This window comes from bacterium (genome assembly GCA_036504735.1).
In the GTDB taxonomy this organism is placed as follows: domain Bacteria; phylum Electryoneota; class RPQS01; order RPQS01; family RPQS01; genus DASXUQ01.
Genome location: DASXUQ010000009.1, coordinates 58,511 through 82,273, shown reverse-complemented (window position 1 = coordinate 82,273; position 23,763 = coordinate 58,511). Strand labels below are relative to the sequence as shown.

Genomic DNA, 23,763 nt, shown 5'->3' with positions numbered 1-23,763 from the left:
ATGAGCACCCTTTCTGCACCCTTAAAATGTGAAGGGCCTGTTGTGAAACAGGCCCTTGCTTATTGAGGATCGCTTTTGTATATTGCATTGTTGCAGTTATCGTCAAAACAGTGGCTTAACACGTCAAACCATGGCACCTCAAATCCCTCTGGATAACGAACGTATCGCCCAATTCTGCCAGCGTTGGGGAATTGTGGAACTGAGCCTGTTCGGCTCTGTTGTTCGCCCGGACTTCCGCCCCGATAGCGACATAGACGTCCTGGTTGCATTCGCGCCGACGGTCCGTTATGGGCTCTTTGCGTTGTCTCGCATGCAGCGCGAATTGACCTCCATTCTGGGTCGGGAAGCGGACATCGTCGAACGCAGCGAAGTGGAGATGAGTGAGAATTTCATCCGGCGCAATAGCGTGTTGCAGTCAGTTCTGAGGGTGTATGCTGCCTGAACGGGATATTGGCTACCGGGTAGACATCGAAACCGCGCTCCGCAAGGCACAGACTTATGCTGCCGGGCAGACGTGGGAAGATCTGCTGTCCAACGAACTCTTGCAGCACACGCTGATCCGGATGCTGACCATTATTGGCGAGGCTGCCACCAAACTATCGAAGGAAGCCAAACAAACGGTGACCGGAGTGTCTTGGGAAGACGTCACGGGAATGCGGCACCGTTTAGTCCACGAGTATTTCCGGGTGAACCTGGCCGTAGTTTGGGAGACCGTTCGGCACGACTTGCCTGATTTGTTGGCAGCGATCCAGCCCTTCATTCCCGCCCAACACGAGCCTTCAAACGGTTAGATTGCACCCACGTTTCACAATCGACTTGGTGTGCTAAGAGTGTGCTGAACTGCATGCGGGCAAATGTGTTGCTTGCCAGCACTCTTTTCATTATCCTGGCATAAAAGATATCAGAGACGAATGGTTGCTGACAGTCAGCAGTAATGGACACGGATTACGTGAGCATCTTTGCGTAAACCACAAGCAATTAAACGAGGAGCGGTTCATGAAGTGGTTCCATCGCATCCTGTGCGTTTCGATAGTGGGCGCGGCATCGTTTATATTTATCGGCTGGTCGCCAGGTAATGCCGGGACGCGGACAGACGAACACGGTCTTTCACAGAGCGCTTTTGAGCAGATGTCGGCAGCCGGTGATGCCTACCTCAGTCAACCGAACTCTCCCAAGAAGATCTCCGCGCAAGAGCTTTGGGCCGAGATGAACGATGCGGACACCACACAGCCGTATATTATCAGCGTCCGCCACTTTGGAGATGATTCGGCGCGCGGGCACATTCCGGGGGCTGTCCATTGGGACTATACATCGCTGACGAACCCCGCCAATCGCGGTTTGCTGCCGGCGAACAAGAAGATCGTGGTCTATTGCTATGCGGGGCAGACATCGAGTCTGGTCACCGCCTATCTGAATTTGATGGGCTACGACGCTTACAATCTGAAATGGGGGATGAGCGGTTGGACGACCGACACTTCGGTCGTCGGAGTCGGTGGAGCCTGGTATGCCTTGCGTCGAAGTCCTGAAGGCATTGAAACCACGCCGCACGAATTAACCAGGACATATCCGTTTCCCAATCCGGTTTGCAAAGCGTCTGATCTGAAGGGCATGATCACGGAGCGTTTCGACGCGTATTTCCGCGCGGGATATAAGTCGAAGATCGCGGATTGGACGATGGTTCGCGAGAGGATGCACGATGCGGACTCGACGAACGACTATTTCATCATCAGCTACATGCCGCGTGGTCAATACAATGCCGGGCATATCGCCGGAGCCTATTGCATCGAACCGGGCACGCTCGGTGAAAATGAAAGCCTTCGCTACCTGCCGCCGGATAAGCCGATTCTTGTTTCGTGCAGCAGCGGCCACGCTTCCGGGCAAGTCTGTATGTACCTCCGCATGCTGGGCTATGACGCCTGGACGCTCCGCTTCGGAGCCAATGCGTTAACGGATAATAGCGCGATTCTGGGTCCGAACAATACGTGGGTTCCACCCCAGAAGCTTAGTTATCCGGTTGAAAAGGGCGCCATCGAGCGTCACTGACGAACGCCTTGCCGGTGTGTCCCAGAGAAGCTCTCAGGCATATCGCCGATAAACAACGGGCTGTCCCCTAAGAAGGGACAGCCCGTTTCTTTTCCGGCGGCTGGTGGGGGTTCATTACCGATTCATACGGCCACCGGCTGCGGTTGCTCCGTCACCTCGGGTGTGGGCTGGGGAATGTGCGTGAAGCGTGCGAGCAGTGTGTATACGACGGGGACCAGGATCAAGGTCAGAAAGGTCGAGAACAGCAGACCGCCCACCACGGCAATTCCCAGCGGCCGCCGGGATTCCGCTCCGGCACCGAAACCGATGGCGATGGGCAGGATGCCGAACACGGTGGCCAACGACGTCATGAGAATCGGCCGCAGGCGAATGCTCGCCGCTTCGACGACGGCTTCCACCGCGTCCTTCCCCCCGGCGCGAAGCTGGTTGGCGAATTCGACAATCAGAATCGCATTCTTGGTGACGAGGCCGATGAGCATGATGAGTCCGATTTGGGAGAAGATGTTCAGACTCTGCTTGAACACGAAGAGGGCGACGATAGCTCCGAACACGGCCAGCGGCACCGACAACAGAATGGTGAAGGGATGGAAAAAGCTTTCAAACTGTGCGGCCAGCACGAGAAAAATGAACACCAGCGCAAGGAGAAAGAAAAAGTACAGACCGGAACTGGATTCCTTGTATTCCAGCGACTGCCCGGCATAGTCGTGCTTGATGTCCTTCGGCAAACTGGTTTTGGCGACATTGTCGAGATCGCTCAGCGCCTGGCCGAGGGAGACAAACGGAATCAGGTTCGCCGTGATGGTGGCGGAGCGTTGACGGTTGAAGTGGTTCAGCTCTTTCGGGCCGACCGCTTCGGACACATTGACCACGTTGGCAAGCTGTACAAGACCGGTGTCCCCGCGCACATAGACGTCTTGAATCACATCCGGCGTGGCGCGATCGGCGGCTTTCACCTGAATCAGCACGTCATACTGTTTGGTGCCGCGCTTGAAATCACTCACGACGCGCCCGCCGAGTAACGCTTCGAGTGTGGAGCCGATATCGGTGACGGAAACCCCGAGCGCGGAGGCGCGGTCGCGGTCCACGGCGATGTTCAGTTCCGGCTTGTTCAGTTTCAGATCGGTGTCCACATTAAAGAGGTATCCAAGCTTGGAGGCCGCAGCCTGCATGATGCCGACCGCCTGATTCAGTTCGTCATAGCTATCCGCTTCGAGCACATAGTCGATCGGGCTGGAAGAAAAACTGCCGAGGCTGGGCGGATTGATCACGAAGGCCAGCACGCCGGGAATCGAAAACATCTGCGGGAACAGGCTCTGGACAATCGCCTGCTGCGAACGCTTACGGTCACGTTTCGGCCCGAGATTCAAAAAGAGGAAGCCGTCGGTGACCCGGCCCGGGCCTCCGAACCCGACGCCGGTTGCGGTGAAAAGGCCTTTGGTTTCGGGGAGGGCAAGCAGGCGTTTTTCCACCTCGCGCATGTAGCGGTCCGTGTAGTTGAGTGTAGAACCTTCGGGAGCAAGGACGATGCCGAACGCGATGCCCCGGTCTTCGGTGGGGACGAGTTCGCGGGGCATGAATTTGAAGAGCCCCAAGGTAATAATGACCGCGAAGGCCGATAGCGAAATCACCAGCACCCGGTGGCGCAGCGCGAAGCGGAGCGACGATTCATAAACCCGACCCAGCCAGACGAAGAAGGCGTCGAAACTGCGCGCGGCCCAGCCGCCGCCGGTGCCGTGGAGCGGCTTCAGGATGCGGGAGCTGAACATCGGGGTCAGGGTGAGCGCCACGAAGCCGGAGAGGGCCACGGCGATGGCCACGGTGAAGCCGAATTCGCGGAACAGGCGTCCGACGGATCCGGTCAGGAAGGCGACGGGCACGAACACGGCAACGAGCGTAATGGTCGTGGCCAGCACGGCGAAGGCAATTTCCTTCGAGCCGTCATAGGCGGCCCGCATGCGCCCCTTGCCCATTTCCATATGCCGGAAGATGTTCTCCAGCATGACAATGGCATCATCGACCACCAATCCGATGGCCAGCACCAGCGCGAGCAGCGTGAGAATATTGATGGTGAAGCCGAGGAAATAGATGACCACAAACGTGCCGATGATGGACACCGGAATCGCCAGAGTGGGAATGAGCGTGGCGCGGAGGCTCTTCATGAAGGCGATCACGACCAGAATCACCAGGCACATGGCAATCAGCAGCGTCTCACCGACCTGTTGCACGGAGTCGCGGATAAACTCGGAGGAGTCGTAAGCGATCTTGAGGTCCATGCCGGGAGGAATCGAGCCCTTGAGATTGCCGAGCGCATTGCGCACTTCGCGCGCGACGTCGAGCGTCGAGGCCTTGGTCTGTTTGACGATGCCCAGACCGACCGCCGGCTGGCCGGTCCAGCGGGCCACTGTCCGTTCATCGGCGGCTCCCACCTGAACATCGGCCACGTCCCGCAGGCGCACGACGCCACTGGCATTCTGAGCAACAACGATCCCGCCGAATTCCTCGGGCGTGTTGAGTTCGCCCCGGGTACGCACGGCAAATTCCCGCTGGGAGCCTTCGACGCGACCGCTGGGAATTTCGGCGTTTTCGCGGCGGATGGCGTTTTCGACGTCCTGCGGAGTCAGCCCGCGCGCCGCCATGCGCTGCGCGTCCAGCCAGACCCGCATGGCGTAGCGGCGCTCACCGCCAAGAATCACCGAACCCACACCGGGTAAACGCTGGATACGCTCTTTGAGAATGTTGTCGGCCACGTCGGTCAGTTGGAGGCCGGTGTACTTATCGCTGGCCAGCGCCAGCCAGACGATGGGCTGCGCGTTTACGTCTACCTTGGAGACGACCGGCTCATCGATTTCCCGGGGCAGAGTTCCCCGTGTGCGGGAGACGCGCTCGCGCACGTCGTTGGCGGCCTCGTCTACATTGCGGCTGAGTTCAAATTCAATGGTGATCACCGAGCCCTCCTCGCGGCTCGATGAGGTCATGGTCTTGACTCCGGAGAGCGTGGCAAACTGTTCTTCGAGCGGGTCCGTAATTTCGGTTTCGACCACGCTGGCGCTGGCGCCACGGTAGAGCGTTACGACGGAAATCACCGGCGGGTCGATGTCGGGATATTCACGCACCGGAAGCCGCAGGAAGGCGATAATTCCAAAGAGGACAATCGCCAGACTCATGACCGTGGCGAATACCGGCCGCCGGATCGAGAGATCGCTGATTTTCATTGCGCCGCGCTCCTGGAGACGGTGGTGTCGCGGGATGAGGCCGCAACCGAGTCCGCACCGGAGGCCGGAATGACCTTCGCGCCTTCATAGACCTTCTGGTGGCCGGCCCGCACCACACGATCCCCTGCCTTCAGGCCGTCCACCACTTCCACCACATCCTTCATTCGAGAGCCGAGCCGAATCACCGTGCGGGTGACCGTACAGTCGGGCTTGATCACATACACCACGGGCTGGTTCTGATCCACAACCACGGCTTCACTGGAAATCGTGAGCGCCGAGGCGCGTTCGCTGAGCACCGCGGCGACATTGGCGGACATGCCGGGTCGGAGCCTGTTTCCCGGATTGGGAACGCGGGCAACGATGCCGACGTTTCTCGTCGCGGCATTGATTTGGGGTTCCACCACTTCAATCCGCCCGGTGATCGCGTCGTCGGGAAACGCGGTCACGGAGACCGTGACTTCGGAACCACGCTTCAGCAGCGGCAGGTAGCGTTCCGGCGCGGAAAAATTCACGCGCAGCATCTGCAGACTGGCGAGGTTGGTGATGGCCGTGCCCGGCTGGACATAGGTACCCGGGCTCACGCGCCGCGCTCCCACCATGCCGCTAAAAGGGGCGGTGATGCGTGTCTTGTCGAATCGAGCCTGCGCCGAAGCAACGTTCGCTTCAGCCACTTTCAGCGCGGCGGCCGCATCGTCAAGGCTTTGCTGGGCCTCAGCGCCCTGGGTCACGATGATCTTCATGCGATTGTAGTTCAACTGCGCCTGATCGCGCACCGCTTTGGTGCGGTCGAGTTCGGCCTTGAGTTCGTTGTCATCGAGTTGGGCAATCAGAGCGCCACGTTCGACCGAGCCTCCTTCAGGGAAGGGGATCTTCAGGACGATGCCGCCCAATTCGGAGACCACCGTGACGGCTTCATCTGCCTCAATGGTGCCGACGGTTTCGAAGCGGTCCGCCACTGGCCGGACCGTGGCGATTGCCGTTTCCACAATCGCGGGCGGCATGGAGAATCCTTTGCCCCAACCGCCTGCTCCCTTGCATCCGGTTAAGACCAAGGCTGACGCCACCGCAAAAAGAGTACTGTACCGTACAAGTTTCATTCTAAGAATCTCCCGATTCGGAGGATATGCTTGAAATTGGAAAGGGTGAATCGCCTACGGCAGTCGACGATCCGTTGGGGTATGAATAAGTTGAGACGAGATAGATGTGGTTGAAGGTGACTGGTGTGGTGCATGGGAAAGTCATACGTGCATAAGATGGAAACCAGTCCGCTACTGCACATGTTCCTTGCGATAGTGATTTTCGGCAAAGGGCACACGCCGAAGGGAAGACAGGCAGCCCTTGACTTGGGCTTTGAACCACCGGGATGCGACTCTGATGATGCTGTACAGGTTTGTTTTCGCTGGTCTTGGGCCTCTCGACTGCAAGAGAATTGCCGCAGGATTAAGCGTTTACCCAAGGCTTCTGACCTCTTCTAAATGGGCAGGGTTCGTTGAAGTCCAATGCCGGATCAATCTTTCACATATTGATAATTAGTGACATAAGATGAATGCAGAACTTTTCAAAATTGCTTATGTTCATTGACTTAAGCCTTTTGGTTGAGTAGATTAACAAACGGTATAGTTATACCTTGTGATTCTATTCCCTAATCAGGCGCCGCCGGGGCGCCTCGGGCTCGCTGATTCTGCCCCAACGCAGGTCCTGCATGGAGAGGCAGATGCAAACATGCCAATCACCCTTCGCTGAACATCAGCACTACGTAAGCCACCACTGTCATCATCCGCATTCACCAGGGAGGAAACGTTATGAGATCGTGGAAACAGTTTTTCGTTTGGAGCATGGCAGCGATTCTGCTGTTGTGTGCTGCGGCACAGTCCGCGACCTTCAATCAAGCCGGCTACGAACGCCTGAAAGCAAACCTGGCGGCCAAGGGGCCATTGTCCGAGGCCGATTTCGCCGTGGCCCGGCAGATTCACGCGGCCAGCATGGACCGGCAGGACATTATGTCTGCCGTGGCCGATATCGAGCGCGAGATTGCCGCGAACGCTTCGGCCACACCGCGTCCGCCGCACCACACGCTGGATGATTATGTGTCGCAGGACACGACGTACTCCTGGATCGACATGACGGGCGGCACCGTTGTGACGATGGGCGATGATGACAGCCAGGGACCGTTTGACATCGGGTTCACGATTTCCTATTACGGGAACAGCTATACCCAGATGCACATTAATTCCAACGGTTCGATCAGCCCCACGGACACGGGGACGGACAACATCTACAATCCCATCGTGGCCGCATGCCTTCCCAGCACGCGCGTACCGAACAATATGATGTATGGATTCTGGAGTGACCTGGACCCTTCCCCCACCGGTGGCGGAAGCATCCGGTACCGTTCGGACGTTGCGGCGGGCCGGTTTATTGTGGCGTGGGAAAATGTGCCCATGTGGATGCCTTCCGGGCCGGCCGGTTCGTACACGTTTCAGATTGTGATCCGCACCGACGGCACGATCCTTTATAACTTCGGGACGCTGACGGGACCGGACAGTTGCTTTGTGGGCATCGAGAACGCGACGGGCACGCAGGCGGTTCAGCTCTGGTGCTGCAACCAGCAGATCGGCACGCGGCCTGTCTCCAATTCGGCGGTGAAATTCTCCCAACCGGCAGGCGTTCCGAATCCGGTAACCGGCCTTGCGGGCAGCTATGTGGCACCGGACGTCATCCTGACCTGGACAGATCCGGATCACGATACGAACGGCAATCTGCTTACTCCGGACAGCATTCTGATCTTCCGCAGCAATACGCAGCCGGCTTCTCAGATCGGTCATGTCGGCGCCGGTGTGCAGACGATTACATTGTCCGGCCAGCCGGACGGCCATTACACGTATTTTGCCGTCGCGAAGGCCAATGCCTTTTTGAGCGCTCCGGCGAGCGTCGCGGTGGCAGTGGGCGCGACCCCGTGGCGTGAGACCGGTTACGACTGGGTGGACATCACCAGCGACGGCACGATTGCCGCGCAGGCGGACGACATCAACACCGGCCCCTACGATCTCGGTTTCACGTTCAACTATTACGATACGCCTTTCACGCAGATTCGCGTCGGCTCCAACGGCTATATCACCTTCGGTGATGCGTCCGTTATCCTTAGCCCGCCCTGTGTGCCCAACACCGGCGTGCCGAACGGCGTGGTGTATGTCTTCGGAAGAGATCTGTTTCCTACCGCGGGCCAGTGCAAGTATTACGCGGATGCGGTCAACCAGCGCTTCATCGTGAGCTGGGACAACTGCCCGGCTTTCGGCGGCAGCCCCTTCTACAATTTCCAGATCATCCTGACCAGCAGCGGCAGCATCACCATGAACTACGGCGCGATGGGCAATACCTCGGGCGTCGTGGGTCTGGAGAATCTGGACGGCAGCGACGGTTATGGCCTGTGGTGCAATACGGCAGGTGACTTTACGCCTGGCGGCAACAATGCCGTAGAGTTCTGGGGCGGCCCGCTGGTATACGCGACCGTTACGGGACATGTGACGCTGGATGGCGGCAACGGCAATGTGACCGCTGTCAACGTGGTTGCGGGCGGTGCGGGTAACCCGTCCGTTCACCCGGCTGCGAACGGTGATTATACGCTGCCGAATGTGCAGATCGGCAACAACCGCCGCGTCACGGCGACCCTCGCCGGCTACATTGACGGATCGACGGTGTTCAACCTTGACGAGAGTGGCCATACCGGCGCCGACCTGACGCTGCGCCGCAGCAATCCGCCGGCTCCGACAGGCCTGACGAGCACGGTGTTGACGGCCGAGCGCAAAGACAGTCTGCATTGGACGGCCTCCACCGATCTGCTGGTGGACGAATACAAGCTGTACCGTAAACTGTCAACGGATGCCACGTTTACTCTCCGTCAGACCATCCTGGGCCGCACGACGGTTTTCATCAAGGACACGTTTGAGACCGATGGCGTGTACAACTTTGTACTGACGGCGGTAGACACCAACATGCTGGCTCCGCCGTGGGTGGAGTCGGCGTATTCGGATAGCGTCACCAGTCCGTTCGGGCATCTGGCCCCGATCAACCTGACGGCGAACGGCGTGTTCGATGACCGGATCCGCCTGTCATGGAATGCGCCCACGACGCTGGCCGAGTCCCATCTGTCTTATGACGATGGCTTGAATGACGTGGACGGCATCGGATGGTGGGGCGGTACTCCTTCTTACGGCTGGATGGTGGCCCATTACCAGGGCAACGGTCCGCTGACGGTAAAGGGTGTACGGGCCTTTTTGACGCAGAATGCCACGCTGGGCGCTCCGCTGCAGGTGGGTGTGTTTGCCGACGATGGCACGGGGCATCCGGCGCATACTCCGCTGTATGTGCTTGGCGCCGCGGTGGAAGCGCCGCTGAATACCGTGCACGAGTGGACGCTGGATATTCCGGTGACCGTGGAGAACGGCTCCTTCTTTGTGGGAATCCGCCAGATGAGCGACCGTTCGCTCTGTCTGGGCGGCGACAACACGACGCCGTTCATCACCAATACCTTCTTCTACAACTTCGATGGCGCCGCGTGGAACACCTGGGAGCCGGCACTGTTGTCGCTTCCGATGCTCTCGGCCCACGTTGAGGCCGCCAAAGAGGTGGCTGCCGCTTCACACGCGCTGGTCTCCTCGATGCTGGTACGCCGCGCCGCGCCGCAGAACGGTTTCCTCGGCAAGACGCCCGCAAAGATTCAGGCTCTGACGGCTCCCGCGACGACTCAGACAATAACGCTGGGCGCGGATCAGAACAATGTCAAGCCGGGAATCTATTCGACGACTCCGGAAGAAAACGGCACGCGCACGGGCTTACAGGCTTGGCAGACCGCCCAGCGGTTGAACTCGGCGGTGGCACCGCATGCACCGACGGTGCTGGCAACCGAGTCGGCGTCCCGCGGACGCGGTGGCCGCGCACTGGATGACATCGTCAGCTACGTGATCTTCCGCGACGGCGCCCCCGATTCGATTGGCTCGACGCTGCCCAGCGTTCTGACCTATGACAACACCGGCGTGGTCGAGAATCAGAATCATACCTATGTTGTAAAAGCACGCTATGATGACGGCCTGTTGTCTCCGTCGTCGAACGCTGTGACCGCGATGTGCAACATGGCTCCGGGCGCTCCGACGGGCGTTACCGTTACCGCGGTGGGTCAGACGCAGATGCGCATCGCGTGGACGGACCCGGTAGTGAATGCCGATGGGACGCCGTGCACGGATCTGGCCGGCTTGCGCGTTTACCGTGACGGCACATTGATCACGGCGACCCCTGTGGCTCCGGGAGTGCATCAGTACACGGACACACCGCCCGATCCGACGATAATTTATACCTGGTCGGTGAAAGCGATTGACGAGGTACCCAATGAAGGGGCGGGTGCGGATGGTTCCGGTTCGGTAATCAGTCCGTGGCATACGGTGGATTTGCAGTGGGTGGACATCACCACCAACGGCACCGTGGCCGCGCAGAGCGACGACATTGTTACCGGCCCGTACGATCTGGGCTTCAGCTTCCCCTATTACGGCCAGACCTACACATCGGTGATGGTGGGTTCCAATGGCTACATTACCTTTGGCGACCAGAGTGTAACGCTGTATCCGCCGTGCCCACCGAATACGGGTATACCTAACGGCGTGGTGTATGTCTTCGGAACGGACTTGTTTCCGACCGCGGGGCAATGCAAGTACTACGCGGATGCGGCAGGCCAACGGTTCATCGTGAGTTGGGATAACTGCCCGCATTTCGGCGGCAGTCCGATATTCAACTTCCAGGTGATTCTGGATGCGAACGGTGGCGTGACGCTCAACTACGGTACAATGGGCGGCACCGACGCCGTGATTGGTGTTGAGAATGCGGATGGATCCGACGGTGTCAGCCTGCGGTGCACAAACGCCGGGCCGTTTACGCCGGGCAATAATGCCGTGCAGTTCTGGGGCGGTCCGCGTCAGGCGATTGACGGCACGATCCGCCATCTGGGCGGCACCAATCCCCTCCTCGAAAATGCCCGCGTGTGGGTGACCGGTTTGCCCGATACGATGCTGACCGATGCCAATGGCCATTATCAGATGCCGGTGGATCCGGGAACATACACGGTGCATTACCAGCACGCCACGCATTGCGATTCGGTGCGCACTGGCGTCGTGGTGGAAGCGAATGTGAATTCTACCATCAACATGTCGTTGCATTCGCCGAATGCCACACTCTCGGCCAGTTCGCTGACGTTTGTGGTGCGCCGCTTCCAGACGCAGCCGCAGACCTTCACGATTACCAATGTAAACGGCACCTGCCCGCTGAGTTATCAGGTGCTGGACAGTGTCACCTGGATCACGAGCGATCCGGCCAGTGGTACGTTGGATCCGAACCAGAGCGTGACCGTTACGGTGACAGCATCGCCGGGTACCATGCAGCCGAATGAGTACCACACCACGATGCGGGTGCTGTGCAACGCGCCGGGCAGCCCGTTCCTGCTTCAGGTGGATATGAACGTGCTGTCGGTGGATCAGCTCCCCGGCCTGCTGCCGACGGAGTTTGCCCTGCATGCCAACTATCCGAATCCCTTCAACCCGACGACGCTGCTGCCATTTGATGTGCCGCAGAACAGTCAGGTGGCTATCATCGTCTACAATGTGATGGGGCAGGAAGTGGCGACGCTGGTCAACGGCAAGTACGCCGCGGGCCGGTATCAGGTCAGCTTCGATGCCGGAAATCTTCCTTCGGGTCTTTACCTTGTGAAGATGACGGCGGGCAATTACACCGCCATGAACAAGATGATGCTGCTGAAGTAACCCCCATCCCTAACCCTTCCCCCACTAAAGTAGGGGAAGGGGACAAGGCGGAAGGATGAAGGTCAAACTAAGTCCCGATGCCTTTTCAACCTCGAACAACGCACAGGCTCCCCATTTTTGGGGAGCCTGTGTGCTCAGTGGGGACACATTGCGTCGGGGATGATTACAGCAGAAGCGGACCTGTTGCAGCGGGTCCGCTTCTGCTTTGTGTTTGCGCATTGGCCACGGGATCCGGCAGAATCCCGTTGTCACTCAGAACCGGACGAGTTGTTCTTCCTGCGCATCGAGGGGAATAGGCTGTTGGCGTGTTACGACAGGGCTCACGCGCGGTTTGGATCCGCCACTTGCGCGTCGTTGATCCGGACGGACAGATGCTGTGGCGTGGTGCATGTGTCGTGCCGAGTGTTTGGCGCTGCCGTTGACGATAGCGGTCAATTCAGCCACCGACGCTTGCAGATTTTCGGCCTGGCCTGCGGCTTCTTCGGACGCGGAGGCGGCCTCTTCGGCGTTGGCCGAGTTCTGCTGCGTTACCGCATTCATCTGCGTCACCGCCACATTGATCTGTTCGATCCCCTTGGACTGTTCATCCGATGCCGCCGCGACTTCATTGGCCAGATTCGTCACCTTGTCCGCCGCCGCCACCGTCTGACCCAGCGTGGTTTTGAGCCCGTCCACGATCTGCACCCCGCCGTTAACCCGGTTCACGTTTTCTTCGATCAGCGATCCGGTGTTCTTGGCCGCTTCGGCAGCACGCATGGCCAGGTTCCGTACTTCTTCAGCGACGACGGCGAAACCCTTCCCTGCTTCCCCGGCACGGGCCGCTTCCACCGCCGCATTCAGCGCCAGCAGGTTGGTCTGGAAGGCGATCTCGTCGATGGTCTTGACGATCTTGCTGGTCTGATCGCTGGCGCTCTTGATGTCCTTCATCGCCTGATCCATCGCATTGGCGCCCTCGGCGGACTTGCTCATCATGCTCTTGGTTTCGCCGGCCAGCGAGGCCGCCGACTTGGCGTTATCGGCATTCTGTTTGGTCATCGAGGCCAGCTCCTCGAGGCTGCTGCTGCTCTCTTCAATCGCCGCCGCCTGCTCCTGCGACCCTTGGGCCACCCCCTGCGCCGCCGACGAGACCTGCGAGGCCGCCGACGCGATCTGCGAGGCCCCCTCCGCCGATTCGGCCACGATCCGGTTCAGCTTGCGGGTTATATTCAAACTGAGGAAGATGCCGAAGGCAAGGGCCGTAATGACTCCCACCATGCTCAGAATGAGGGACAGCGTTATCGCGCGATTTTTCGCTGTGTCCGCCGCCGTATTTGCATCCGTAGCAGCCTTAGCGTTTATGTCCAGCAAGGCCCGGATCTGATCCGTTGCCTGACGGGCTGATGCTTTCATGCCCCCTTTGGAAAGCTCGGCCATTTGGGCAAAGTCGGCATCTTCTAATTTGGGATTTTTTTCACTTAAAGAGACGAGCGCAACCTGATGGAAGACATTCCAGTCTTTGCGATAGCGCTCGAAAGTCGCGGCAAATTCTTTCCACTTTGCGGCTTCCTCCGCTGTATGGGAGAGCGGCTCATAAAGCTTCTGACCTTCATCAATATCTTTCCAGGCGCTTGCTACGCGATCCACGTATTGTGCGCGGGTGTCGTGGTCGAAGCGGTCGTTCTGTACCATGTATACATTGAGGCGCACGCGGTTGAGTCCGGCTTCCATCGCAGAGAGCCCGATGTAGCTGGGCACCCGGTTGTCGCCCAATTCGTCCAGTCCGCGACCGACGCGTGCCAGGCCGAAGTATCCGGCATACCCGACGATGGCAAGAAGGGTTGCGACAATGCAGAAGGATCCGATCAATTTCGTTTTCAGAGACAAGTTGGCAAACATCGACGAGATTCCTATGTTGATTATTCGGTAGGCGGCGGCAGTTGCCGCTGGTGCAATGTCCGGTGCAGATGATTACTCGGAGATGGCAAAGTTCCGGCCGGTTTCCGTCAGCACCTTGCTGATTTCAAGCAATATTTTGACGCGACCTTTCGTTTTGGCCATGCCGAGGAGATGGTCGTTCTGAATGGCTACTCCCACGTTGGGAGCATCCTCGATCTCGTCGCCGTGAATGTCCAGCACCTCCGAGACCTGGTCTACTCTCACGCCGATCAAATTGCCTTGCACGTCCACCACGATGATGCACGTTTCCGCCGTCTGCTCCGTGCCCTCCATCCCGAACTTCAACCGCAAGTCGATCACCGGGATCACCTTCCCCCGCAGATTGATCACCCCTTTGACATAGGGAGGCATTCCCGGCACCGCCGTCGTGCTCATGCTTCCGATAATCTCCCGCACCTTCAAAATCTCCAACCCATACTCTTCATTCGCGAGCACGAATGTAAGATATTTGCCTGCCCGGGAATCGGACGCCGCCGATGCGTCCAGCCGGGACCGTTGTTGTGCCATGGCACTCATGCGTTTCTCGCTTTAGTTTGTATCCGTATCCAAGTACAGAGGTCGAGAAGGCAATGTTCAGAACGCAAAAAGGCACAGTCCTAAGATCCCTGAATGGATCCGTAGACTGTGCCTCCAACTGGTAAGTCTGGATACTTACCCGGTAAGGCTCTCCGCCTGATTGCGAAGGTTACGGGAAAGTGTCGAGCAAGGAGTGTACCACTACAACTCTTGTGGCCTCGACGGCACCGGACGCTCCTCCGTCAGCAGGTGTTCGAACCGCTTGCGCAAATCCGCAATTTCTTTGGATTTGAAGGAGCCTTTCGGCTCCCGCAAAGCGGTGACGGCCTGCTCCATCATAAGTTCGAATCTCTGTTTCACGGGGCAGCGGACGGTGCGGCAGACCTCGGCATTGTTGACATCCGGATAGGCAAAATCGAGCAGCCGTTTGAGTTCTCCCGTGGCGTCGATCATGTTGCGAAATGTCATCGACACATAGCCGCGCAGGTCCCGGCATCACGTACGACCTCTGTCCATAGGGCTAACGATCTAAGGTTGTACGTACTTTCGAAACTAAGAAGGCGGGACCAAAGGGTTTCTGGAGCAGTTCAAGTTCCAACTCCGATGTACCCTCTGGAATAACGTCGGCCGTGTAGCCGGACATAAGCAGAATTTTCGAGGTGGGCCAGAGTTGCCGGATCTTTCCGGCGAGTTCCACGCCGTTCAGTCCCGGCAAAATGACATCCGTGAGTACCAGATCAGCGGGACCGGACATGTGGGGAATGGCCGCAAAAGCCTCCTCGGCGCTGCCGACGGCCATGACGCGATAGCCATATCCTTCGAGGGCACGCGTCAGCACTTTCCGGACGGTGGCGCTGTCTTCGATCAGCAGAATGAACTCGGAGCCGCCCAGGCGCCGTTCCATAACCGGTTGAGCTTCCGATGCCGCTACCGCTTCCATCGCCGCGGGCAAATAAATGTTGAACGTTGTCCCCAGCCCTTCCTCACTTTCGACGAGGATGTGGCCGCCGCTCTGTTTGACGATGCCGTACACCGTGGCCAGGCCAAGCCCGGTGCCTTCGCCCAGCGGTTTGGTGGTGAAGAACGGTTCAAAGATCCGGGCCTGAATCTCCGGACTTATGCCAATGCCGGTGTCCGTCACAGACAGCAGCACATACGGTCCGGGAGTCATTTCCGGATGGGAGCGGACAAAGCCGGAGTCCAGCGTGACATTCAGCGTTTCGATGGTGACGGCGCCTCCGCGGGGCATTGCATCGCGCGCGTTTACGGCAAGGTTGGCGATCACCTGTTCGATTTGACCGGGGTCGGCCTTGACGTTCCACAAGTCGTCCGCGGAAGATGTTTCGAGATGGATGTTCTCGCCGATAATCCTCTTCAGCATGCGATCCATGCTCGACACGATATGGTTCAGATCGAGAATCACCGGAGCCATGATCTGGCGGCGGCTGAAGGCGAGCAGTTGCCTCGTCAAATTGGCGGCGCGCTGGGCAGTCCGGGCAATCTCCTCGATTTCGGGGCGGAGGGGATCTCCGTCGCGAAGTTGCAGGAGCGCCAACTCGGTATGGCCGGTAATCACCGTCAGCAGGTTGTTAAAATCGTGCGCCACGCCTCCGGCCAGCCGGCCGACAGCTTCCATCTTTTGCGATTGCCGGAGCTGCTGGGTCAGGACGGCACGCGCCTCCTCGGAGGCCAGCTTTTCGGAAATGTCGTCGAAGACCACCAGCACCGCCGGGCGGTCGCCGAACACCACGGACATGCCGGTGACCTGGGCGGCAAAGCTCTCGCCATTTTTGCGCAGCAGGGTCTCCCGTTCGAGTTCCGCCAACTGGCCCGAAGAGATGGCCGCCAGCACCCGTTTCATGACTCTGGGGCGGTCGTCCGGATGGACCAGATCCAGCACGCGAGTTCCGATGAGCTGTTCCGGCGAAGCGACGCCAAAGGACTGTGCACTCTTGTGATTGGCGAGCAGGATGATGCCATCGCGGTGGACCAGAATGCTCACCGGCAGAAAATCGATCAGTGTCCGGTACTGCCGCTCGCTTTCGCTTAACGCATGGGCGGCACGGAGCTGTTCGGTAATATCCTGGACGACCCCGTAGAGGTAGGCCTTTCCATCCAGATTCAGCCGGGTGACCGAAAGCTGCACATCGATAATTTCGCCGCTCTTCAATCTGCTGCGGCTTCTGAAACCGGTCACGAATCCCTTCGATTCCAGTTCGTGAAGCAAGCGGGCGCGATCGGAGTAGTTTTCCCAGACATTCAATTCTGCGGAGCTTCGGCCAATGCACTCCTCCCGCGCATAGCCGTAGAGGGCTTCGTAGGCACTATTCACTTCCACCATCACGCCATCGTTCATGGTCAACAGATAGCAGGGGTTCGGGTTGCTCATGAAGGCGACGCGGAACTTTTCTTCGCTCTTCCGCCGCTCGTCCTCCGCTCGCACGCGCTCGGTGATATCATGGATCACCATGCTGGTTTTCGTCAGGCCATCGGTGTCCGTAAAGATGCCGGAGGCTACCTCACAGGGGAAGGTGCTGCCGTCTTTGCGGCGGAACGTGAGTTCGGCCCGCAACCGGCCTTTCCGGGTGCGCTCCTCGAGCGCCACGGTGAGTGCGTCGTCGGCGACCACAAGTTCATCGCGTCCGGCTGCGATGATCTCCGCTTCGGTCATACCCAGCAAGCGGCAGGCCTGGGGATTGGCGGTAAGAATCGTGCCGTCGGGTTTCGTCAGCAGAATTCCGTCGAGGCTGTTCTCATACAGCGTACGGTACCGCAACTCGCTGCGTTCCAGTTTTTGCTCCGCCCGCTTGCGCTCGGTGATATCCATACAGATACCGCTCATGCGAACCGGTTGCCTCTGATCATCGTACACCGCAAGGCCCAGGGCATGGATCCAGCGGACCTGCCCGTCGGGCCAGACGACTTGATATTCAGCGTCGAGGGAGCGGTGCTCGCGGAGCGCATCCTCAATTCGCATGCGGGCGGGTTCGCGGTCCTCCGGGCGCAGCGCCGCATCCCACTTTGCGAAGGAAGCCTCTGCCACGGAGGGATCGAGGCCGAAGATCCTGAACAATTGCGGCGACCAGACCAGTGTGTCCGACGCAACATCCCAATCCCACGTTCCGGCGGCGGAAGCTTTCAGGACAAGATCGAGCCGTTCGGCGGACTCCCGCAGTGCGGCTTCAACGCGGCGCTGCTCGAGAATCTTGTGCAGCTCATTGGCGACCAGTTGAATGTGGTTGACATCGTGTTCGTCATAGCAGGCCGCCTTGTTTCCCACACCGAAGATGATTTTTACCTTGCCGTTATCCAGTACGGGGATGGTCATGAACCGCGTGACGGGCGCGTGCCCTTCAGGAAGCCCTTTCTGGTTCGGAGAATTGGGAAAATCATTATAGACGACAGGCTGCTGCGTGCGCACGCAATCGGCCCAGTTGCCGGCCTTTTCGATGGGGTAATGGGAATCGTAGACGGCGGTACATCCTTCCAGCGCACTCTTATTCCACAGGGTAAGGTTGATCTCCTGCTGATCATCGGAGACCAGATGAAGATACCCGATGGTGCTGTTGGTGAGCATTACCGCTTCGTCGAGGGCATAGCCATAGAGTTCCCGCTCGGTCAGCCGGGACGACTTCTCGTGGAGTTCCAGCAGAAATCCGGACCGTTTGGCCTCCTTTTCGAGCCGTGCGGCGGCCCGTTTTTGCTCGGTCAAGTCCTGAGCATAGATGGTGACCCCGGCAACGGCTCCGTTCGTGTCCCGAACCGGATTATGAACGATCATAAAATAGCGGCGTTCGAAGGCTTCGTCGCCGGCATAGTGTTCGACGACTACAGATTCTCCGAGCAGAGCGCGATCGATGTTGGATTTTGCGGTGGCGCGTTCTTCGGGAAGCGTATGGTAATCCAGGATATTGGCGCCGATTTCAATCCTCGTACCGAAGAGCGCCTTCATCGCCCGGGCATGGGCCGCGTTATAAGCGGTATAGCAATAGCTCCGGTCTATGGCAAAGATCGGCTGATCAGAGCTTTCGAGGATAGCGCTCAGGGTTGCCTGGTGCAGTTCAGGCAGGTCGCTCTCGGGGCTGCGGTGCATGGGTTCGGTTGTCTGGTTCGTTGCGGTGTGTAGTTCCGCGGAAGGGACTTTAGGCCGTCTTACTGCGCCCTTTTTCTTGTCAGTCGCCATAATTACGTCCGGAGACAGCGCACGGGCTGCCAGTTTAGGGTCACCATAATGACATAATGGTAATATCCCTCCAGTATAGGGGTTCCTGCATTCTCACACAAGTAAATTGAGCAAGTGATAATACAGGGGAGCACATCGCAAGTCATGAATAAACATAACGATCAGTAGATCCAATATTCTGTTATTTGAGATTTTATGAGGCGGAGACCTCTCCGGCAGCGGGCGGAATGCCATGAGATCCTAAAATCGTCCTGTAGACGCATATTTACAGTTGGCCGCGCAAGGCTTCGAGACGTTGTGCCATAAAATCCTGATACGACCACGGGGCAAATCACAGTTTGGGCGTTGGGCCTAAACACAGAGCGGGCGACCTTGAAGGGTCGCCCGCTTTGTGTTCGATAGAGAAACGGTTACCTGCGTTTGACAGGAGCGTCGAGCAGACGCTCAAGCTCGGCGGCGCGGATGCCCAATGAATCCTGCCTTGCGGACAATCCTTTAAGCAGCAGTCGTCCGGTTTCAAGGTCGCCGTTCAGGAGCGTAGCCAGGGCAAGATAATAGTGTGGCAGCGGATTGCGGCTGCCGGAAAGGGAATCGGCCTTGGTCAGCGCTTGGGCGGCTGCCGCCCACTGGCTCAGTTGCAGGTGCGAGATGCCCAGATTGAACCAGACGCTGCTGTCGGCGGGCTGCTCGCGCGCCGCTTCTGCGAATGCGGGAATGGCGGCGGCATAGTCCCCGTGGCGGTACGCAGCCATTCCTGCAAGAACAGGATGTGGCCGGGCTGTATCCGGAGCCGCACTTTCATGGCTCTTCCGTACATGCTTCTCGCCGGAAGGATCCACCTTGAATCCCGGTTGCTTGGATAACATCTGCTGCATGGACGTCGAGGCAGCGCGCTCTTGCATCAGGGGTGGATTTGCAATGAGGGCCAGCGCCCGGTTCTGAACCGCAGGCGGCAAAGGCGTTTCGTGGCTCTGGCCGGCTGCAAACCGCATCTGTTTGGAGGAGACGTCGATCTTGACCGGCGGAGACTGGTAGGTGATGTCCTGCTGTGGCACCGCAGATTCCGGCGGCGCAGAAACGCTTTGAGGGGGCAGCACCCGCACTTCGGAGCGCAGCTCGGAAGTTGAATGGCCTGCGCGCATGGCGCGCGGTTCGGGCAGCGCCGGCACGGCTTGCTTCGCCACATCCGGACTGAGACTTCTCTGCTGGGGCATCACCTGATCCGCCAGCGGCGCGGTCTCCGGTACGGGTGGCGCAATGCGCTCAATAGTCTTCTCTTCTGCCTGTGGTTGGGAAGGCTGAGACTCGGGCTTTGCTTCTTCCAGTGCACGAAGTTGATGAGTGTCCCCCGAGTGGGTCCGGGGCGCTGAGGGAGTGCCGAGCTGGGGAGGACGCGTCGTATGCAAAATAAGAATGACCGCGACCGCGGCGGTCACGACCGGGCCATAGACCCACGGATTCAGCACGGCATCGATGAATTGTTTCCATCGTGTGGGCAAGGAAATCGCGCGTCGGCGCTCAGGCTCTGCGGCCTCGCGCAACTTGGCAAACAGAGTATCATAATCTTCGCCGGAGGCTTTCATCTGCTCCACGAGATCCGAACGATGCTCTTTCAGCGCGGCAAAGGCTTCGAATCCCGCCGCCAGTTCGGTGCGGCAGTAGGCGCACTCCATCAGGTGGTCTTCAAACGCTGCCGCGTCCTCCGCAGCAAGGGTTCCCAATCCGTAGGGGAAGAGCCGTTCGCCCAGTTCGGGATTTACGCACTGCAATTGCCGGATGTCGTTCTTCATTCGGCTGCTCCCATCCGCGCGAAGAGTTTGCGGCGGCAATCGTGCGTGCGCTTGTCAAAGGCGCTGCGCTGCAAGCCCGGTTCAATCTGCCGGTACTGCTCCCAGATATCCTGCATGCGCAGTCCTTCGAGCACGCCCGCAAAGACGGCCCGGCAGAAATCACTGAGCCCACGGATAGCCACGCGCATACGCTCCACGGTTTCCTTGCGATCATATTGGACGGCCAGATCATCCTCCGGATCCGGAGGCTCCACAATTCGGTCCTCTCCCTCCCGTCCGGGAAGTCCAAAGGCTTCGGTAAAAGAGCGCTCCCGGTTCCGGTAAGCCTTTTGGAATTCATTGCCGATTTTCTGCCGGAGAATCCACAGCGCGAAGGCCATGGGAGTCCGGTCTATTTCCTGAAGCTTGTCGCAAAATGTCATCAAGGCATCCTGCACCAAGTCCTCGCGGTCGGCCTCCGGCCACCGTCCCAACCGATATTTGACCACGAGCTGAAGTCTTACCCTGGCCTCTTCGCACAAAAGGCCAAGGCTCGCCGCATCGCCCGCTTTTGCCTGGGCGAGGTGCCGGGCCAGATCCTGTTCACTCATCATTGCGGCGGCGTCCTCTCGAGGTTCATGCTACAATGTAATGATCCGGACCTTGGCTGTCAATAGAACGCGATGGCAACAGGTAAAGATCCTATTTCCATCGTTTTACGATTTTTCGGTTGCTCTTTTAGGGACGCGGTAAGAAAACAGGATCAGTTCAAATCACTGGGTTGAACCGGAAGGCAACCAGCCTTGACGCCTTGGAACGCAACCTCATCATTGCATTGAAAGGGACCCGCCATGTCACCGCGCATCAAATTCTTAGCCATGATCTTTCTAATGGGGTGGGCCGCCTCACGCGCCCTCGGGCAGATGGCGCTTCCAATACGTGGGGACTACGGGTGGGAGTGCTGGTCGGTACGCGAGCGCACCGTGGATATGCAGGTGCAGGATCAGGTGGCATCGGTTACGGTGACGGATGCGGTGACCAATCCCAGTGACCATGATGTGGAAGTGGAATATGTGTTTCCGCTGCCCGCCGATGCGGCGGTGGATCAGTTTACATTGGTGGTGGATGGCCGGGAATTGACCGGGCGGATGCTGGATGCTCAGGAGGCGAGACAGGTCTACAATGACATTGTCCGCCGCAGGCGCGATCCCGGTCTGCTTGAATATGCAGGCTATGGCTTCTACCGCTCCAGCGCATTTCCGCTGGGAGCGCACCAGGCGGCGCTCCTTGTGGTGCATTACACCGCCACCTGCAAAAAGGATGGCGACGTGGTAGAACTATGGTACCCTATGACCACGGGCCGGTTCGGAGCGGAACCGGTGGGCCGCTTCCGGGTGTCGGCGGACATCCGGTCGGCGGCGGATATTGTGAATGTGTACTCTCCCACGATGGATCTGGATGTGGACCGCCGCGGCCCGAACCGTGTGGTCGTAAGCTATGCGGCCAAGCAGTACCGTCCGCAGTCCGACCTGCAGCTCTTCTACGAGACGTCACACGATCAGGTGGGCGCGACGCTGCTGACCTATTGGCCGGATCACTCCAAAGATGGCTACTATTTCCTGATGGTGAGCCCCAATCCGCGCGCCGAGGCCGGCACCGCCCTGGCCAAGGACATCATTGTGGTATTGGACCGCAGCGGTTCGATGGGCGGTGAAAAGATTCGACAGGCGCGCGACGCCGCGCGGTTCATTCTGCGCAATCTCAATTCCCGCGACCGTTTCAACTTCATTACCTACAATGACAGCCCGGCACCCTGCTTCAATTCGCTGCAGACGGCCTCGCGGCAGAATATCGAACGGGCGATGGACAGGCTGGACCGGGTGGAAGCGTCGGGCGGCACAAACATCTACCGTGCCCTTGATGATGCCATGACGCAGTTTCCCCATAACCGGTTCGATGGTGAGCGCGGAAGCAAGCGTCCGGCGTTCATTATCTTCTTGACCGATGGTCTGCCTACGGTGGGCAACACCGATGAGACGGCCATTCTGGAGAACACCTCCCGCGCCAATCAGGCGGGCGTGCGGCTGTTTTCCTTCGGCGTCGGCTATGATGTCAACGTGCGGCTGCTGGACAATCTGGTCAATCAAAATCATGGCCGCAGCGATTATGTAAAGCCGAATGAATCCATCGAAGCGAAAGTATCCGCGCTCTACAAGCGGATCAAGAATCCGTTCATGACCAATGTCTCCGTGGCGCTGGATGGATTCGGCACCGGTGACGACAGCCCCGCTGAACTGGGCGATCTCTTCGAAGGAGATCAGTTGATTCGGGCGGGAAGGATTTATCCGAACAGCGACAAGGCCTACGACCTGATGCAGGCGCGTGACTGTCCGGCGATGCTGACGGTGTCGGGCATGTTCGGCGGGGAGCACCGTAGTTTCGAGTATCCGATTGCCCTCGATGCGAACGGCGAATCTTCCTCCCACCGGTTTGTGGAGAAGCTCTGGGCAACGCGGCGCATCGGCCAATTGCTTGAAGAGATCCGGCTCCGGGGCCGCGCGGAAGAGACCGTCGATGAACTGATCCGGCTCAGCAAACAGTACGGGATAGTCACGCCGTACACGAGTTACCTTGCGGATGAACGGCAATATGACTTGTCCTCCCAGGAAGTGCGTAGGCAAGTGTCCTCCAAGGCCTTGACGAGGAGTCATTCCGTCACCGGCCCGCAGGCTCAAATGGATGCCGCCGCCAGCACAGAGGCGCTGATCTCGAAAAGTCCGGGATTCAAGGTGGATACCGAAGGCCACGCGATGCGGCTGGGCGCATCCAGTCAAACCCAGTATGAGCGCGGGGGGAGCGACGCCATCACCACCATCCGCATCGCCGGCAACGAGACCCTGTACAAGCACGGTGACATTTGGGTGACCGCTTCAGTCGGCGACCGCGATCCGGTGAAGGACCGCAGCAAATTTAAAATCATTCAGCGGTTCTCCGAAGAGTATTTTGCTCTCACCCGCGAGAACACCGCAGAAGAAAACAAGGTTCTGGCTTCCCAGAAGCCGAGCGAGAAACTGGCGATCCTGCTTCGTGGCACGGCTTACCTGATCGAGTAACAACCGCACACCCTGACGTTCTCGTGATCGCCGGCACAGGCTCCTCCGTAAGGGGGAGCCTGTTTCTCTTCCGAGATGAAGCTGCCTCTCGGCATTTCGCCGCAGAGAACAAGATGAGACAGGAGAGCATCAGTAAGGAGGCTCGCCGCTGCTCAGAAAGTTCGAAAACTTGCAAGAAAAGATGTTGGG

The 23,763-nt window shown here is 58.7% G+C and carries 13 protein-coding genes; 5 read left to right on the top strand and 8 right to left on the bottom strand.

What is annotated here, in order from left to right; translation table 11 throughout:
* Nucleotides 1-130: 130 nt before the first annotated feature.
* The 3 genes from VGL38_07885 to VGL38_07875 all read left to right on the top strand — a co-directional run bounded on the left by VGL38_07885 (nucleotide 131) and on the right by VGL38_07875 (nucleotide 2,043).
* Nucleotides 131-442, top strand: coding sequence for a nucleotidyltransferase domain-containing protein (locus tag VGL38_07885; GenBank protein HEY3295344.1), 312 nt, complete (start codon nucleotides 131-133; stop codon nucleotides 440-442).
* On the top strand, nucleotides 432-791 hold the full coding sequence (locus VGL38_07880; GenBank protein ID HEY3295343.1) for a HepT-like ribonuclease domain-containing protein: 360 nt from the start codon (nucleotides 432-434) through the stop codon (nucleotides 789-791). The genes VGL38_07885 and VGL38_07880 overlap by 11 nt, the downstream gene beginning before the upstream one ends.
* A 205-nt stretch (nucleotides 792-996) precedes the next feature.
* Nucleotides 997-2,043 carry a rhodanese-like domain-containing protein gene (locus VGL38_07875; protein ID HEY3295342.1) on the top strand — a complete coding sequence of 349 codons (1,047 nt, stop codon included), beginning with the start codon at nucleotides 997-999 and terminating at the stop codon, nucleotides 2,041-2,043.
* A gap of 122 nt (nucleotides 2,044-2,165) precedes the next feature.
* On the opposite strand, the gene VGL38_07870 is transcribed toward VGL38_07875, so the two are convergent.
* A complete protein-coding gene (locus VGL38_07870) occupies nucleotides 2,166-5,255 on the bottom strand; it encodes an efflux RND transporter permease subunit (protein ID HEY3295341.1) in 3,090 nt (1,029 codons plus the stop codon).
* Nucleotides 5,252-6,352, bottom strand: a complete 1,101-nt coding sequence (locus VGL38_07865; protein HEY3295340.1) for an efflux RND transporter periplasmic adaptor subunit — start codon at nucleotides 6,350-6,352, stop codon at nucleotides 5,252-5,254. Before VGL38_07865 ends, VGL38_07870 begins: the two co-directional genes overlap by 4 nt.
* A 705-nt stretch (nucleotides 6,353-7,057) precedes the next feature.
* Between VGL38_07865 and VGL38_07860 the strand changes: the two genes are divergently transcribed.
* The gene (locus VGL38_07860) at nucleotides 7,058-12,058 is read left to right on the top strand and encodes a carboxypeptidase regulatory-like domain-containing protein (GenBank protein HEY3295339.1); all 5,001 of its coding nucleotides are present in this window, start codon (nucleotides 7,058-7,060) and stop codon (nucleotides 12,056-12,058) included.
* A gap of 252 nt (nucleotides 12,059-12,310) precedes the next feature.
* Here VGL38_07860 and VGL38_07855 read toward each other — a convergent pair whose 3' ends face one another.
* The 6 genes from VGL38_07855 to VGL38_07830 form a co-directional block, all read right to left on the bottom strand.
* Nucleotides 12,311-13,933, bottom strand: coding sequence for a methyl-accepting chemotaxis protein (locus VGL38_07855; protein HEY3295338.1), 1,623 nt, complete (start codon nucleotides 13,931-13,933; stop codon nucleotides 12,311-12,313).
* Nucleotides 13,934-14,005: 72 nt separating this feature from the next.
* Nucleotides 14,006-14,500, bottom strand: a complete 495-nt coding sequence (locus tag VGL38_07850) for a chemotaxis protein CheW (GenBank protein ID HEY3295337.1) — start codon at nucleotides 14,498-14,500, stop codon at nucleotides 14,006-14,008.
* Between the two features lie 210 nt (nucleotides 14,501-14,710).
* Entirely contained in the window at nucleotides 14,711-14,977 is a 267-nt protein-coding gene (locus tag VGL38_07845) for a hypothetical protein (protein ID HEY3295336.1), read from the bottom strand.
* A 52-nt stretch (nucleotides 14,978-15,029) separates the two neighbouring features.
* Entirely contained in the window at nucleotides 15,030-18,692 is a 3,663-nt protein-coding gene (locus VGL38_07840; GenBank protein HEY3295335.1) for a PAS domain S-box protein, read from the bottom strand.
* Between the two features lie 410 nt (nucleotides 18,693-19,102).
* Entirely contained in the window at nucleotides 19,103-20,482 is a 1,380-nt protein-coding gene (locus tag VGL38_07835; protein HEY3295334.1) for a tetratricopeptide repeat protein, read from the bottom strand.
* Nucleotides 20,479-21,075 carry a sigma factor gene (locus tag VGL38_07830; GenBank protein ID HEY3295333.1) on the bottom strand — a complete coding sequence of 199 codons (597 nt, stop codon included), beginning with the start codon at nucleotides 21,073-21,075 and terminating at the stop codon, nucleotides 20,479-20,481. The genes VGL38_07835 and VGL38_07830 overlap by 4 nt, the downstream gene beginning before the upstream one ends.
* Nucleotides 21,076-21,312: 237 nt before the next feature.
* Between VGL38_07830 and VGL38_07825 the strand changes: the two genes are divergently transcribed.
* On the top strand, nucleotides 21,313-23,574 hold the full coding sequence (locus VGL38_07825) for a VIT domain-containing protein (protein HEY3295332.1): 2,262 nt from the start codon (nucleotides 21,313-21,315) through the stop codon (nucleotides 23,572-23,574).
* Nucleotides 23,575-23,763: the final 189 nt, after the last annotated feature.